Here is a 14,010-nt window from a genome sequence, read left to right as displayed (position 1 = left end):
GCGGGAGAGCAGCATGAGCGTGAGAAGCAGGATCGTTCCGGTGGTGGTCGCCGGCGTCGTGGGCATCGGCATAGGCTGGCTTCTCGCCCCCGACATCTCTGCCGTGCGTGACGATTTCGCCGCACGCTTCAACGAGCAGACGCCACTGATTCAAGGGCTCCAGACGAGCGTTGCAGACATTCAGGCGCGCATGGGCGCAATGCCGGACGCGCAGGCCATCGAAGCCGCGATCCAGGCACAGCTCGCCGCGTCCGAGGAGCGGATAACGACCCTTGTCAACGACGAGGGTCGCTCGCAGCCGATTACGGATGGGCTCGAGGACGTTCGAGGCCGCCTCGACGCGATTTCGCAGGAGGTGACGGGGCTCCGTGAGGACATGGCCGCCAGCGCGCAGGCGCAGAGTGAGGCCGCAGCCCAGCCCGCCGAGGACGAGGCCGGCAGGCTGGCCAGTGAGATCGGCGCGACCGGCGCCGTTCTCCTGCCCGGTCAGGGCGCGATCTTCGGCGGCAACCGCATCGACCTGACCGAACTCGACGCCGAAGGCGGTACCGCGACGATGACGCCGGAGGGCGGCGAGGCCACGAACGTCGCCGAGGGTGACACGGTGCAGCTTTCCGAGACCTGCACCGTCCGTCTCGCCGGCATCGCATCAGGTGCGGCCTATCTGGCACCGGAGGAGTGCACGGAAACGGCCGCAACTCAGGAGGCCGCACCGGAAGGTCAGGCGCAGCAGCCGGGCTCTGGCGCACCGGCATCGCCGACGCAGGACAATCAAGCTCCCGCGGCCGGCGCGGCGCAGGATCAGCAGTCCGGTACTCAGACGCCCGCCGAGGGCGCGCAGGCTGTGCCGGACCAGCAGCCCGGACAAGCGCAGGAGAACGCGCCGAACGCCGGCCAGCCCCAGGGTGGAGGCCAGCCAGCGCAGTAGTCGAGATGACGGGGCCGGCTCCGAGAGCCGGCCCCGTCATCTGCTCGCAAGCCTATTGAACGTCGGCGGCTAGCGCACGATCGTCAGCTTCTCCGCCGCGCGCGTGATCGCCGTGTAGAGCCAGCGTTCGCGCGTATCACGGAACGCCCAGCTCTCGTCGAACAGCATGACGTCGTTCCACTGCGAGCCCTGCGCCTTGTGGACCGTCAGGGCATAGCCATAGTCGAAATCGTCGAAGCGCTTCTTCGTCGCCCAGGGAACCTCGGCCGTGGGGTCCTCGAAAGCCGCTTTCAGGAGCTTGATCTTGGCCGCGCCCCGATCGATGTCGTCGTCCGGCTTCACGATGAGGTTCGTGCCGGGCTTCACCTTCTCGGGCGAGGCCGTCAGCACCTGCCACAGAGAGCCGTTCAGCAGGCCCTTGGCGGGATCGTTGCGCAGGCAGACGAGCTTGTCGCCAGCCTGCGGCAGAGCGCCCTGAAACCCTTTCAGTTCGCGCAGCCGGCCGTTGTAGAGCCGCCGCGTGCGATTGGTCCCGACGAGCACCTGATCGGCCGCGAGAACCGCGTCACGCTCGACCTGCCGCTTCGTGATGACCCGCGCCGTCCCGTAGTCGCCGAAGTCGATGTCGCGTCCCTCGCGCACGGCCGACGCCATCTCGAGGATCGGGTTGTCGCGCGCCTGCCGGTGGATTTCTGTGAGGAGGAAATCGGGCTCGGCCTCCGTGAAAAAGCCTCCGCCCGATACGGGCGGAAGCTGAGCGGGGTCGCCCAGGACGAGGATCGGCGTCCCGAAGCTCATCAGGTCGCGGCCCAGCGCCTCGTCGACCATCGAGCATTCGTCGACGACGATCAGCTTGGCCTTGGCGGCAGGGCTCTGCCGGTTGAGCGAGAAGGCTGGGGAGACACGTGCCGTGCCCGTCGTCTCGTCGGACACCGTCTCCTCGCCTCGCGGACGATAGATCAGCGAGTGGATCGTCTTGGCGCTCTTGGCACCCTTCGAACGAAGGACCTGTGCCGCCTTGCCGGTGAAGGCGGCGAACTGCACCTGCCCATCCAGCCCTTCGGCGAAATGGCGGGCAAGCGTCGTCTTGCCCGTGCCGGCATAGCCAAACAGGCGAAAGACCGGCTGATCGGGATGCTTGAGCCATTCGGCGACGCGCGTCAGCGCCTCGTCCTGCTGCGGGGAGAATATCATGCACCCGCGTCGCAGAATTGGCGGCGCCGGGCAAGCGTCAGTTGGCGACGAGTGGCCAGATGGTCAGAAGCAGCAGCACGCCCATGACGATGTTGAAGATCCGCAGCCGCCGCTGATCCTCCAGAAAGCGCCGTAGCGCCATGCCGAAGCCGGTCCAGATCGACACGCTGGGGAAGCCGACGATCGTCACCGTCGCCGCGACCAGCAGCACGGAAACGATGGGCGATTCGGCACTGGCATAGGCGCCCATCGCGACGAGCGCCATCGCCCAGGCCTTCGGGTTGATCCACTGGAAGACGGCGGCTTCCATGAAGGTCATGGGCCGAGCCTGGGCCTTCTCCACCTTCCCGAGCGCGCTGGAGAACGCGATCTTCCAGGCCAGCCAGGCGAGATAGGCCGCGCTCGCGATCTTCATCGCCATCTCCAGCGCCGGGTACGCATGGAGAAGCGCGCCGAGGCCGAAGCCGACGGCAAGCAGGAGCACGCAAAAGCCGAAGGCGATACCGAACATGTGCGGCACCGTCCGGCGGAATCCGAAGTTCACGCCCGACGTCATCAGCATGAAGTTGTTCGGCCCCGGCGTGACCGAACCGACGAAGGCGAAGGTCGCTAGCGCGAGAAAGAGCTCGTAAGCCATCGAAGATTTCCGGATCGGATTGCGGCGCTGCCGCGATAGCTCGGCGTCAGGCGTCGAGCATGCCATCCTTGCCGCGGCTCATCGCGGCGACCCCAGTGCGACATACCTCGATGAGACCGATCGGCGACATGATCGCGATGAACTTCTCGATCTTCGAGGACTTGCCGGTGATCTCGAAGACGAAATGCTCGATCGTCGAATCGATGACCTTGGCTCGGAAGGCGTCGGCGAGACGCAGCGCCTCGACGCGATTGTCGCCGGTGCCCGCCACCTTGACGAGGGCGAGTTCGCGCTCGATCGGCCCATCTTCGGCGGAACGGCGCGCATCGAGCGTCAGGTCGACGACGCGGTGGACGGGCACGATCCGGTCGAGCTGGCTTTTCAGCTGCTCGATCACTGGCGGCGCGCCGCGCGTGACGATGGTGATGCGAGACAGATGCTTGGCGTGCTCGGTCTCGGAGACCGTCAGGCTCTCGATATTGTAGCCGCGCCCCGAGAAGAGGCCGATGACGCGGGCCAGCACGCCCGGTTCGTTGTCGACGATGATCGCGAGCGTGCGCGCCTCGTCGGCCGGCTTCTCGTCGGTGATGAAATAGGCGGAGGCAGGCGGCTGCAGGGCGTTGCTCATCGAATGTCCAATAGCGGGAATGAGGAGTGGTCTCGGAGCGATCGTTCAGACCAGCGCCTTGCCCTTGGCGTCGATGGCGTTGGCGACGCGCTCGTCACTCGCCTCGTCGGGCAGAAGGATTTCGTTGTGCGCCTTGCCGCTCGGAATCATCGGGAAGCAATTGGTGAGGTTCTGCACGCAGCAGTCGAAGATCACCGGCCGCTTCACGTCGATCATTTCCTGGATCGCGCCGTCAAGATCGCCGGCCTTCTCCACGCGCAGCCCGACGCCGCCATAGGCTTCGGCGAGCTTCACGAAGTCCGGCAGCGCCTCGGAATAGGAGTGCGAAAGGCGATTGCCGTGCAGGAGCTGCTGCCACTGCCGCACCATGCCCATGTACTGGTTGTTAAGGATGAAAATCTTGATCGGTGCGCCGAACTGCACGGCCGTCGACATCTCCTGCATCGTCATCTGCACCGAGGCATCGCCCGCGATGTCGATCACCAGTGCGTCCGGGTGAGCGATCTGCACGCCGAGCGCGGCGGGCAGCCCGTAGCCCATGGTGCCGAGCCCGCCCGAGGTCATCCAGCGGTTGGGTTCCTCGAAGCCGTAGAACTGTGCGGCCCACATCTGATGCTGGCCGACTTCCGTGGTGATGTAGGTGTCGCGGTCCTTCGTCAGCTCGTACAGCCGCTTGATCGCCTGCTGCGGCATGATCACATCGCCCTCCTGATGGAAGGCGAGGCAGTTGCGCGCGCGCCAGTCGTCGATGCGACCGTGCCACGCGGCCAGCGCCTGCGCATCCGCTTTCGCGCCGGTTTCCGTCCAGGCCGCGAGGAGATCCCTCAGGACATGCGCGACATCGCCGATGATCGGCAGGTCCACGCGCACCGTCTTGTTGATCTGCGAGGGATCGATGTCGATATGGATCTTCTTCGAGTTCGGCGAGAAGGCATCGAGCCGGCCGGTGATGCGGTCGTCGAAACGCGCGCCGATGCAGACCATCACGTCGCAATCGTGCATGGCGAGGTTGGCCTCGTAGGTGCCGTGCATGCCGAGCATGCCGAGCCATTTGTCGCCGCTCGCCGGATAGGCGCCGAGCCCCATCAGGGTCGAGGTGATCGGGAAGCCCGTCGCCGCCACCAGTTCCCTCAGGAGGCGCGAGGCCTCTGGCCCGGCATTGATGACGCCGCCGCCCGTATAAAAGATCGGCTTCCTCGCCGAGGCCATCAGTTCGACGGCGGCACGGATCCGGCCCGCGTCGGCGTCGAGCTTCGGCTGGTAGCGCTGGCGCGCTGTCGCGGACGGCGGCGGCGTGTAGGTGCCCGTCGCGAACTGGACGTTCTTCGGGATGTCGACGACGACCGGCCCAGGCCGTCCCGTAGTGGCGACATGGAATGCCTCGTGCAGGATCTCGGCGAGATCCTCGACGTCCTTCACCAGCCAGTTGTGCTTGGTGCAGGGTCGCGTGATGCCGACCGTGTCGCATTCCTGAAAGGCATCCGAGCCGATCAGCGGCGTCGGCACCTGCCCGGTGATGCACACGAGCGGAATGGAATCCATCAGCGCATCCTGCAGCGGCGTGACCATGTTCGTCGCACCCGGCCCGGACGTGACGAGAACGACGCCCGGCTTGCCGGTGGAGCGCGCATAACCCTCGGCAGCGTGGCCCGCGCCTTGCTCGTGGCGCACGAGGATGTGCTCGACGTCACTCTGCTGGAAGATCGCGTCGTAGATCGGCAGGACGGCCCCGCCGGGATAGCCGAAGAGATGCGCGACGCCGTGGTCCTTCATCGCCTGGACCACCATCTGTGCGCCCGTCATCTGGCGAATGCCGGTATCGATCGTCCTGTCGTCCATGACCGCTGTTCCGTCCCTGTGGTCTTTTCCGCGCCGTTCCGGCAGCGGTGATCTTCTGAAATCCGGGCAACAAAAAAGGCCCTCTAGGGGGCCTTGGTCAGCGCACACGTGGCATCAGCCGGGCGGTCCGTCAGACCGCCTCGCGTGTGCGCCAGCTTACGAGAATGAGCATCTTTTTCATGAAGCCGGATGCTAGCGATGCTTCACCAATGCGTCAAACGAAAAAGATCAGGCACGCAGTTTCGCCATCGCCTGCCCCGGATCGAGGTCCGGCACGCGAATGTGCCCGAAGCGCGCGAGGAGCAGGCAGTAGGCAGCGAAGGCGATCAGACCTACGCCGGTGGCAGCCAGCAGCGGACCACCGAACGGCCATGTCGAAATCTGGTAAAGCGCATCCTGGATGCCCGGTGTGTCCTCCGGCGACCAACGGGCGACGCTGGTGAAGAACAGGATCGCCAGCGCCGCGAAGACGATCGCGCGAGCGGAGAGTCCGGCCTGACAGACACGGATCATCCACCCGGCATGCTTCGGCGGCAGCGACAGGAAGCGCAGGAAATCCCCGCTCCAAGCCTTCTTGAGATGCGCAGCGGCAACGCCGAGAAGAACGATGCCGATCGGGATCGTGAACCATGGGCCGAAGACCGGCGCCCAGGCCTCGACGACGCCGGCGGAGCCGCCCTCCCCGCTGGCCGACGACAGGCCGAAGAGCAACGAACCGGCATAGATGGTGAGAAAGAGATAGATGCAGCCGGAAAGGAAACGGCCGGCGCGCGTCGCGAGCCCCCTGGCGTCCGTCCCGTATCCGTCGGCATCGAGGAAGGCCTGGAGGAAACGCCAGATCGCAAAGGACGGCAGCGCGAGGACCAGAAGCACCAGCATGACACCGCCGACCGGGGTGCTCACGATCTCTCGGATCGCCTCGCGCTCGTTCATGATCTCACCGGCGGCGAAGGCCGAACGGAAAGCGAAGTAGCCGATGGTAAAGAAGACGAGCGCGCGAGCCAGATAGCCGAGGCGCGCCGCCTTCTCTAACGCCTCGCGATGGTCGTTCGGAACGGCGTCGATCATGTTGCTCAGTCCGTTCTCTGTCGCTTCGTCGACACAGAAACAGGGCGCGGCCATCAGAGTTCCAGAAGAGCCGCCTCGGCGCTTTCGATCCGCTGCCATTCGGGGCCAAACTGGTTGCGAAACCACGTTTCCTGACGCTTGGCGTATTGCCGCGTTCGGGTGATCGCAGCCGCGCGTGCCGCCTCCGGCGTCACTTTACCCGCCTGCGCCGCCACGAGTTCGGTCAGCCCGATGGCCTTGGCGGCGAGCCCGTCCATTGCGCCGGGACGTGCGGCGAAGGCGAGCGCCTCCTCCATCGCGCCCGCCGCCAGCATCGCGTCGAACCTCGCCGCGATGCGCTCGCGCAGAAGATCGCGTGGCGGTGCGATAACGATCCGGCGCACGCGACCGGCCGGGATCAGCGCTTTGGTTGTCAAACTGCCCGGCGGCGTGACGGCCTCGCTCAGTTCGAGAGCGCGTGTGATCCGTTGAGGGTCGCTCGCGCGAATTCTGGATGCCGCTTCCGGATCGCGCTCGGCGAGAACGGCGTGGAGCCTGGCCGGCCCCTCCTGCGCCATCCGGGCCCGCCAGAACGTGCGAGCCGCCTCGGGGACGACAGGCTTGTCGCCGAGACCACCCTCGAGCGCCGTGAAGTAAAGCCCCGTGCCGCCGCAGAAGACGGGGATTGCTCCCCTCGAAGTGATTTCGGGCAGGAGCGCGGCCACCTCGCGAGACCAGTCGCCCGCCGAGTAGGGCGCCGCCGGATCGCGGTGCCCGTAGAGATGATGGAGCACGCCGCCCATGTCGGACGGCTCGGGCCGCGCGGAGAGAATGCGCAGACCGTCATAGACCTGCATGGAATCTGCGTTGACGACCTCTCCTCCGAACGCGCGCGCGAGTTCGACGGCGAGTGCGGATTTGCCGCTGGCTGTCGGCCCGGCTATCAGGATGGCGCTCGGCCCTACCGCGTTCTTCAAGGCACCCCGCAAATGTTCGTCGCCACGCTGATCTCCGCCCGAAACGATCCGCGCGTGAACCGCACGCTCGCATCCGAAGCCGTTGATCGCGCCGGCGTCGGCGACGTCCACTGGCTGGAAGACGGCGTCGCATGCGACATCGTCATCGAGCAGCCGATGACGTCCGACATCGTCGACAGCCTGCACCGGCTCGCGCGCGAGGAGGCGGTCGACTGCGTGGTGCAGCAGCTGGCCGGCCGGCGCAAGCGCCTTCTCCTCGCCGACATGGATTCCACGATGATCGAGCAGGAGTGCATCGACGAACTGGCGGACGCGCTGGGCATCAAGGACAAGGTCGCCGGAATCACTGCGCGCGCCATGAACGGCGAGATCGCCTTCGAGCCGGCCCTTCGCGAGCGCGTGGCGCTCCTGCGCGACCTGCCCGTCTCCGTCATCGACGAGGTGATCGAAAAGCGCATCACGCTGGCCGAGGGCGGGCGCGAACTCGTGGCCACGATGCGCTTGAACGGCGCGCGCACCGCGCTCGTCTCCGGTGGCTTCACCGCCTTCACCTCGGTGATCGCGGAGCGGCTCGGCTTCGACGAAAACCGCGCCAACACGCTGAACGCCACGGACGGCAAGCTCGACGGAACGGTCGGCGAGCCGATCCTCGGTGCACAGGCCAAGCTGGACGCCCTCAATGCCATCGCGGAGGAGCATGGGCTGCGGCTCGCGGACACGATGGCTGTGGGCGACGGCGCGAACGATCTGCCGATGATCCTTGCCGCCGGCTCGGGCGTCGCGATCCACGCCAAGCCGACCGTCGCGGCCAAGGCGCCGTTTCGCATTGATCACGGCGACCTGACCGCCCTCCTGTTCATGCAGGGCTACCGCGCACGGGACTTCCACACGCGCTGAAGCGAAATAGCCTGATCAGTCCAGCGGAACGACGACGAAGCGCAGGTCGCCGTTGCCCTCGGAGATCAGGATCAGCGCGTTGCGCTGGCCGCTCTCGCGCAGTTCGCCCAGCCGTGTGCGAACGGCATCGGCACTGCCGACGCTTTCCTGTGCGATCTCGACGATGACCAAGCCAGCCTCGATGCCTTCTTCGGCCGCGCTCGAGTCCGGATCGACCTCCTCGACCACGACCCCGTTCACGGCTTCCGCGATGGAGAAGCGCTCGCGCAGTTCGGCGGTCAGATCGGTCAGCCGCATGCCGAGCGTGGGCGAGCGCGCGGGCGCCTGCTCGGCGTCCTCCGCGGGCTCGCCGCCTTCCACCTCGTTCGCGGACGCCTCCTCGTTGCCTTCCAATCGCCCGAGCGTGATCTCGGCCGAGAGTTGCTCGACCGGCGCATCCGCATTCTCCTTGCGCAGGAGATCGATCGTCACCGTGCTGCCGACCGGCGTTTCCGCGACGATGCGTGGCAGATCGCGCGAAGTCTCGACCTCCCGCCCGTCGAAGCCGACGATGACGTCGCCGACCTCGATCGAGCCGCCGTCCGAAGGGCCGTTCGGCACCACGCCCATGACGAGCGCGCCCCGTGCCTCCGGCAGGCCCAGGCCTTCCGCGATCTCCTCCGTCACCGCCTGCAGGCGGATGCCGAGCCAGCCGCGGCGCGTCTCGCCGAATTCACGAAGCTGGCCGATGACGTTTTCGGCGAGTTGGGCCGGGATCGAGAAGCCGATGCCGATTGAGCCGCCCGTCGGCGAGATGATCGCGGTGTTGATGCCGACGACACGCCCGTACATGTCGAAGAGCGGGCCGCCGGAATTGCCGCGATTGATGGCCGCGTCCGTCTGGATGAAATCGTCGTAGGGCCCGTCGGTGATGCGCCGGCCGCGTGCCGAGACGATGCCGACCGTCACCGATCCGCCGAGGCCGAACGGGTTGCCGATCGCCATCACCCAGTCGCCGATGCGCACCTCGTCCGAGCGCCCGAAGGAAACGGCCGTGAGCGGACGGTCGGGCTCGACCCGCAGGACCGCGATATCGGTCGCCGGATCGACGCCGACGATGCTCGCTTCCAGGCTTCGCCCATCGGCGAAATTGATGGTGATTTCGTCCGCATCGGCGATGACGTGATTGTTGGTGACGACGATGCCGCTCTCGTCGATAACGAAGCCCGAGCCGAGCGACTGGACGCTGCGTGAGGCATTTCCGTCTTCGCGCAGAAGCTCGTCGAAGAAGTCCTGCAGCGGCGAGCCGTCCGGCGCGTCGAGCGGCGGCAGCCCGCGCCCGGCGGCGGGCACGTTCTGCGATGTCGAGATGTTGACCACAGCGTCGAGCAGGCCTTCGGCGAGATCGGCGACCGAGGCCGGCCCCTGCATGCGCGGCTGCGCCGATGCGGCCGGCACGCCCTGCGCCTCGGGCTCCATCGTGGTCGCGGTCGGCGGCTGCGGAGCGATCGCCTCGCCTTCGGCCGGCGGCTCGATGACGCCTTGAGCAAGGACCGGCGAGGCGAGGACACCTCCGGCGAGGCAGGCGGCGAGAAGCGTGCGCAGGGTCGTCATCGCGGGTCCATATCTCCGCCCGTGCCATATCTCGGCGTGGCCTCGCCTTGGAGGCAAGCGGACAAAAGCGGTGGAATCAAGGGCCGGACATGGAAACGCCCGCCGGTGGGGCGGGCGTCTCGTCTCATGCCGGCGGTCAGTTGGCCGGAGCTGGCTGAGCAGGTGCTGTGTCCGCGGGGACCTCTTCTGCCTCACCCTCCGGTGCGTCCGAACCGAGAACGCTCGGCGGCTCCTCGCCGGCGGCGATGGCCCGCGCTGCTGCCTCCGCCGCCTCGCGTGCGGCCTGCGCGCCGGGGGTCAACTCGGCCGGTGAGGCCTCGTTGGCCGCCCCCTGATCGCCTTCGATCTCTTCGTCCTCTCCCGCTCCGGCAGCCGGCGGCGTGGTCGGCGCAGCGGCGCCACCGCCGAAGGTCGTGCCCTCCGGCAGATCCACATTGGCGTTGAAGTAGCGGAAGAAGTCGCTGTCAGGCGACAGCACCATCGTGGTGCCCGCGTTCTCCATCGCGCCGCGGTAGGCCTGCATTGAGCGGTAGAATTCGAAGAACTCCGGGTTGGCGCCGAAGGCACCGGCGAAGATCGAATTGCGCTCGGCCTCGCCCTCACCCTGGAGGATCTCGGCATCGCGCCGCGCACCGGCGATCGTCTCGACGACCTCACGGTCGGCGGCAGCGCGGATCTCGGCGGCCGCCACGCGCCCGTTGGCGCGAAGGCCTTCGGCCTCGGCGGTACGCTCGGTGCGCATGCGCTCGAACGTCTGGCCCGCGACATCGCCGCCCAGATCGGTCCGGCGGATGCGCACATCATCCAGCGAGAGGCCAAGATTCTCGGCTTCGGGCCGAACCTGGTCCCGCACCTCGACCATCATCGCAACGCGCTCGTCGGACAGGGCCGATTCGAAGGAACGACGGCCGTAGACGGCGCGGATGGCCGAATCGAAGCGGCTGCGCAGGCGCTGCTCGGCCACCTCGAGACGGCCGCCATCGACGTTCTGACGGAACTGGCCGGCGTTCTGGATGCGGTAAACGAGGAAGGCGTCCACGTCGTAGAAGAGGCCTTCGGCCGTCTGCACGCGCAGCGGGCCAAGATCGAGCCGCTGGCGCATGTCCGACAGCTTCTGCACGTTATCGGCGCGCGCGAAGGAGAAGGGCAGCTTGAAGTAGAGACCCGGCTCGTCGATGACGCGCTGGATTTCACTGAAGCGCAGGACGATCGCCTTCTCCCGCTCGTTCACGATGAACATCGAGTTGTAGAGGACGAAAAGCCCCGCCGCCACGATGGCGAGGAATGCGTAGGCGCGGTTGCTCATCAGTTGCCTCCCTGCGCGAGCGACTGACGGGTAACCGACCCGGGCGAGATCGAAGAGGTCGTGCCACTGCTGGGCGCAGCACCGGCACCGCCAAGGCCGCCGCCCGGCTGGTTCTGGTCCTGGTTCTGACGGCGGGTCTGGCCCTGCCGCTCGACTTCCGTCAGCGGCAGATAGGGCACGACGCCCTGGCCGCCGGCGGCGCGCTCATCAACGAGAACCATGTTGGAATCCCCGAGAACCGCCTGCATGGTCTCGAGATAGAGACGACGACGCGTGACGGCGGGGGCCTGCTCGTACTCGGTCAGGATCGAGGTGAAGCGCTGCGATTCACCCTCGGCCTCCTGCACGACGCGGTTCTTGTAGGCCGCGGCTTCCTCGCGGATCTGGACCGCTTCGGAGCGTGCCTCGCCGAGCCGCTGGTTCTGGTACTGCTGGGCTTCGGAAACGAAACGCGTCTGGTCCTGACGCGCGCGCTGCACCTCCTCGAACGCGCCGGCGACTTCGGCCGGCGGAGCGGTGTCCTCGATGGTGATGGCGTTGACGTTGATGCCGAGGCCGTAGCTGTCGATCGTGTTCTGCGTGATCGCCTCGACCTCCTGGGCGATGCCGACACGGTCGGCGCGGAACAGCGCTTCGACGCGCGAGCGCCCGACGACCTCGCGCATGGCGCTTTCGGCGACCTGCCGCAGCATACCCTGCGGATCGTCGACGTTGAACAGGAAGGCCTGCGGGTCGGTCACCTGGTAGAGGACGGAAAACTGGACGTCGACGAGGTTCTGGTCGCCGGAAAGCATCTGCGTGCCGCCGGAGACGTTGCCGCTCTGCTGCTGGCTGGAATTGGCGTTGGCGCCGATCGAGATCTGGTTCTCGAAGGCCGGCACCGTCTCGAGCGTCTGGAACGGCCAGTAGATCAGATGAAGGCCCTCGGTGAGCGTCACTTCGCTCGGCTGGCCGAAGGTCAGCTTCACACCGAGCTGGTCGGGCTCGATGAAGCGCACGGCGTTGAACAGCCAGACGACCGCGAGGCCGACGACGATCAGGCCGCCGAAGGCCGCGATGCCGCCGGCGCCGGGCGCGCCGCCACCACCGCCGCCCCCGGGCATGGCCCGGCGCAGCCGATCCTGTCCGCGGCGCAGGATGTCTTCGAGATCGGGCGAGTTACCGCCGCCGCCCGGGCGCGGCGCCTGCGGCCCCTGCCCCCAAGGGCCGCCACCATTGCCGCCGCCGCTACCCTTCCAGCCGCCGTTCCCCGTCTGATTGCTCCAGGGCATGTACGTCCTTCCATCCAAAGGTCGCGCGAACGTCTCGCGCGCGGCCTCGTTCCAAGCTGTCCGGCACTTATAGGAACAGGACGCAATTCTTTCAACGAAATCACGGCTTTTCGAAGCCGCGCGATCGGCGATGGTTAGCGATGTTTGCGGCTTGGCGTTGCCGCTTCCGACACAGGCCCGCTCTTCTGGATCTGCCCCGCTTTTTACGGTGCTTTTTCCGTTGCCGTTCGAACGAAGGACAGGAAGCGGGCGTCCGCGCTGTCCTTGTCGCCTCGGCTCATGGCTACGTCCGACGTCGTTTTCCACTGGTTCGAGTCGAGCTCGGGAAAGCTCGTGTCGCCCTGCGGATCGATCTCGACTCGGGTCATCTCGACGCGATCGATGAAGGCCATGAAGGCCCGATAGATCTCGCCTCCGCCCGCGATCACGATTTCGTTCGTCCCGCGTGCGCGCGCACAGGAAGCTGCGATGCTCATAGCCTCGTCCATGCTCCCGGCGGCCAGCGCGCCGTCGATCGGCGGGGTACCGCTGCGCGTGACGACGATCGTGTCACGCCCATCGAGCACGCGCCCGATCGATTCGAGGGTCTTGCGGCCCATGATCATCGGGCGGCCCATCGTGAGCGCGCGATAGCGCTTGAGGTCGCTCGGAAGCTTCCACGGCATCTCGCCCTCGCGCCCGATCACCCCGTTTCGCGCCGCCGCCACCACCGCGACGACGGTGAATGTCTCTTCATTCAAGACGTACATCAGACGGCGATCGGTGCGCGGATCGACTCCTGCGCCTCGTAGCCTTCGACGGCAATGTCCTCGTAGCGGAAGGCGAAGAGGTCGCGGATTTCCGGGTTCAGCGCGAGGTGCGGCAGCGGACCGGGCGTGCGCGAGAGCTGCAGCCGGGCCTGGTCGAAATGGTTATGGTAGAGATGGGCGTCGCCCAGCGTGTGCACGAAGTCGCCGGCCTTCAGCCCGCAGGCCTGCGCCACCATATGCGTGAGCAAAGCGTAGGATGCGATGTTGAACGGCACGCCGAGGAAGATGTCGGCCGAGCGCTGGTAGAGCTGGCAGGACAGCTTGCCGTCCGCCACGTAGAACTGGAACAGGCAGTGGCACGGCGGCAGCGCCATTTCGTCCACCAGCGCCGGGTTCCAGGCCGAGACGATCAGCCGCCGCGAGTTCGGGTTCTTGCGGATCGCCTCGACGACGTCCGAGATCTGGTCGACATGGCCGCCGTCATAGTCGGGCCAGGAGCGCCATTGCGAGCCGTAGACCGGGCCGAGATCGCCGTTCTCGTCGGCCCACTCGTCCCAGATCCGCACGCCGTTGGCCTTGAGGTAGGCGATATTGGTGTCGCCCTTCAGGAACCACAGGAGTTCGTGGACGATGGAGCGGATGTGCAGCTTCTTCGTCGTCAGAAGCGGGAAGCCGGAGGAAAGGTCGAATCGCATCTGGTGCCCGAAGATCGAGCGCGTACCAGTTCCCGTACGGTCGCCACGATCCACGCCTTCGTCCATCGCAAGGCGAAGGAGCGCAAGATACTGCTCGTCCGTGCGGTTGCTCATATTCTGCGGTCGATCAAGCATGGCATTCTCCGAACGGACGCCGGACTGCTCGTGTCGCCTGAGCGCGCGCCGTTGAATAGAGGCGCGAGCCACTCTTCGGTGGATAAGCGCGCGGTCGCCTGTGACGGGGCTGTG

At 66.8% G+C, this 14,010-nt stretch carries 13 protein-coding genes; 2 read left to right on the top strand and 11 right to left on the bottom strand.

What is annotated here, in order from left to right; all coding sequences use genetic code 11:
- Window positions 1-13: 13 nt before the first annotated feature.
- A complete protein-coding gene (locus tag H1343_RS06310; RefSeq protein ID WP_185985058.1) occupies window positions 14-928 on the top strand; it encodes a hypothetical protein in 915 nt (304 codons plus the stop codon).
- Window positions 929-997: 69 nt separating this feature from the next.
- Here H1343_RS06310 and H1343_RS06305 read toward each other — a convergent pair whose 3' ends face one another.
- From H1343_RS06305 to miaA, 6 genes are all read right to left on the bottom strand, one after another.
- Complete coding sequence (locus tag H1343_RS06305; protein ID WP_185985057.1) at window positions 998-2,122, bottom strand: ATP-dependent DNA helicase; 1,125 nt, start codon at window positions 2,120-2,122, stop codon at window positions 998-1,000.
- Between the two features lie 37 nt (window positions 2,123-2,159).
- Complete coding sequence (locus tag H1343_RS06300) at window positions 2,160-2,759, bottom strand: LysE family translocator (RefSeq protein ID WP_185985056.1); 600 nt, start codon at window positions 2,757-2,759, stop codon at window positions 2,160-2,162.
- A gap of 46 nt (window positions 2,760-2,805) precedes the next feature.
- The gene (gene ilvN, locus H1343_RS06295; protein ID WP_185985055.1) at window positions 2,806-3,387 is read right to left on the bottom strand and encodes an acetolactate synthase small subunit; all 582 of its coding nucleotides are present in this window, start codon (window positions 3,385-3,387) and stop codon (window positions 2,806-2,808) included.
- A gap of 45 nt (window positions 3,388-3,432) precedes the next feature.
- Window positions 3,433-5,226 (bottom strand): acetolactate synthase 3 large subunit, encoded by a 1,794-nt coding sequence (locus tag H1343_RS06290; protein WP_246333373.1) that lies wholly within the window; start codon window positions 5,224-5,226, stop codon window positions 3,433-3,435.
- A gap of 228 nt (window positions 5,227-5,454) precedes the next feature.
- A complete protein-coding gene (locus H1343_RS06285; protein WP_185985054.1) occupies window positions 5,455-6,294 on the bottom strand; it encodes a DUF1206 domain-containing protein in 840 nt (279 codons plus the stop codon).
- A gap of 53 nt (window positions 6,295-6,347) precedes the next feature.
- Window positions 6,348-7,250, bottom strand: a complete 903-nt coding sequence (gene miaA / locus H1343_RS06280; RefSeq protein WP_185985053.1) for a tRNA (adenosine(37)-N6)-dimethylallyltransferase MiaA — start codon at window positions 7,248-7,250, stop codon at window positions 6,348-6,350.
- Window positions 7,251-7,262: 12 nt separating this feature from the next.
- On the opposite strand from miaA, the gene serB reads away from it, so the two are divergent.
- Window positions 7,263-8,147 (top strand): phosphoserine phosphatase SerB, encoded by an 885-nt coding sequence (gene serB / locus H1343_RS06275; protein ID WP_185985052.1) that lies wholly within the window; start codon window positions 7,263-7,265, stop codon window positions 8,145-8,147.
- A gap of 15 nt (window positions 8,148-8,162) precedes the next feature.
- Here serB and H1343_RS06270 read toward each other — a convergent pair whose 3' ends face one another.
- The 5 genes from H1343_RS06270 to H1343_RS06250 form a co-directional block, all read right to left on the bottom strand.
- Complete coding sequence (locus H1343_RS06270; protein ID WP_425484633.1) at window positions 8,163-9,740, bottom strand: Do family serine endopeptidase; 1,578 nt, start codon at window positions 9,738-9,740, stop codon at window positions 8,163-8,165.
- A gap of 136 nt (window positions 9,741-9,876) precedes the next feature.
- Window positions 9,877-11,046: an SPFH domain-containing protein gene (gene hflC / locus H1343_RS06265; RefSeq protein ID WP_185985051.1), complete on the bottom strand. Its 1,170-nt coding sequence runs from the start codon at window positions 11,044-11,046 to the stop codon at window positions 9,877-9,879.
- Window positions 11,046-12,317, bottom strand: a complete 1,272-nt coding sequence (gene hflK / locus H1343_RS06260) for an FtsH protease activity modulator HflK (protein WP_185985050.1) — start codon at window positions 12,315-12,317, stop codon at window positions 11,046-11,048. Before hflK ends, hflC begins: the two co-directional genes overlap by 1 nt.
- A 203-nt stretch (window positions 12,318-12,520) precedes the next feature.
- Window positions 12,521-13,066: a dihydrofolate reductase gene (locus H1343_RS06255; RefSeq protein WP_185985049.1), complete on the bottom strand. Its 546-nt coding sequence runs from the start codon at window positions 13,064-13,066 to the stop codon at window positions 12,521-12,523.
- A complete protein-coding gene (locus H1343_RS06250; protein ID WP_185985048.1) occupies window positions 13,066-13,875 on the bottom strand; it encodes a thymidylate synthase in 810 nt (269 codons plus the stop codon). Before H1343_RS06250 ends, H1343_RS06255 begins: the two co-directional genes overlap by 1 nt.
- Window positions 13,876-14,010 lie beyond the last annotated feature (135 nt).

Source organism: Aureimonas mangrovi, from assembly GCF_014058705.1.
Taxonomy (GTDB): Bacteria; Pseudomonadota; Alphaproteobacteria; order Rhizobiales; family Rhizobiaceae; genus Aureimonas; species Aureimonas mangrovi.
This window is presented reverse-complemented; position numbering and strand designations above follow the sequence as displayed.

Excerpts from the sequence above, each read along its gene's own strand:
- H1343_RS06310 (WP_185985058.1), top strand. The coding sequence starts at position 14 with ATGAGCGTGAGAAGCAGGATCGTTCCGGTGGTGGTCGCCGGCGTCGTG.
- H1343_RS06305 (WP_185985057.1), bottom strand. The coding sequence starts at position 2,122 with ATGATATTCTCCCCGCAGCAGGACGAGGCGCTGACGCGCGTCGCCGAA.
- H1343_RS06300 (WP_185985056.1), bottom strand. The coding sequence starts at position 2,759 with ATGGCTTACGAGCTCTTTCTCGCGCTAGCGACCTTCGCCTTCGTCGGT.
- ilvN (WP_185985055.1), bottom strand. The coding sequence starts at position 3,387 with ATGAGCAACGCCCTGCAGCCGCCTGCCTCCGCCTATTTCATCACCGAC.
- H1343_RS06290 (WP_246333373.1), bottom strand. The coding sequence starts at position 5,226 with ATGGACGACAGGACGATCGATACCGGCATTCGCCAGATGACGGGCGCA.
- H1343_RS06285 (WP_185985054.1), bottom strand. The coding sequence starts at position 6,294 with ATGATCGACGCCGTTCCGAACGACCATCGCGAGGCGTTAGAGAAGGCG.
- serB (WP_185985052.1), top strand. The coding sequence starts at position 7,263 with ATGTTCGTCGCCACGCTGATCTCCGCCCGAAACGATCCGCGCGTGAAC.
- H1343_RS06270 (WP_425484633.1), bottom strand. The coding sequence starts at position 9,740 with ATGACGACCCTGCGCACGCTTCTCGCCGCCTGCCTCGCCGGAGGTGTC.
- hflC (WP_185985051.1), bottom strand. The coding sequence starts at position 11,046 with ATGAGCAACCGCGCCTACGCATTCCTCGCCATCGTGGCGGCGGGGCTT.
- hflK (WP_185985050.1), bottom strand. The coding sequence starts at position 12,317 with ATGCCCTGGAGCAATCAGACGGGGAACGGCGGCTGGAAGGGTAGCGGC.
- H1343_RS06255 (WP_185985049.1), bottom strand. The coding sequence starts at position 13,066 with ATGTACGTCTTGAATGAAGAGACATTCACCGTCGTCGCGGTGGTGGCG.
- H1343_RS06250 (WP_185985048.1), bottom strand. The coding sequence starts at position 13,875 with ATGAGCAACCGCACGGACGAGCAGTATCTTGCGCTCCTTCGCCTTGCG.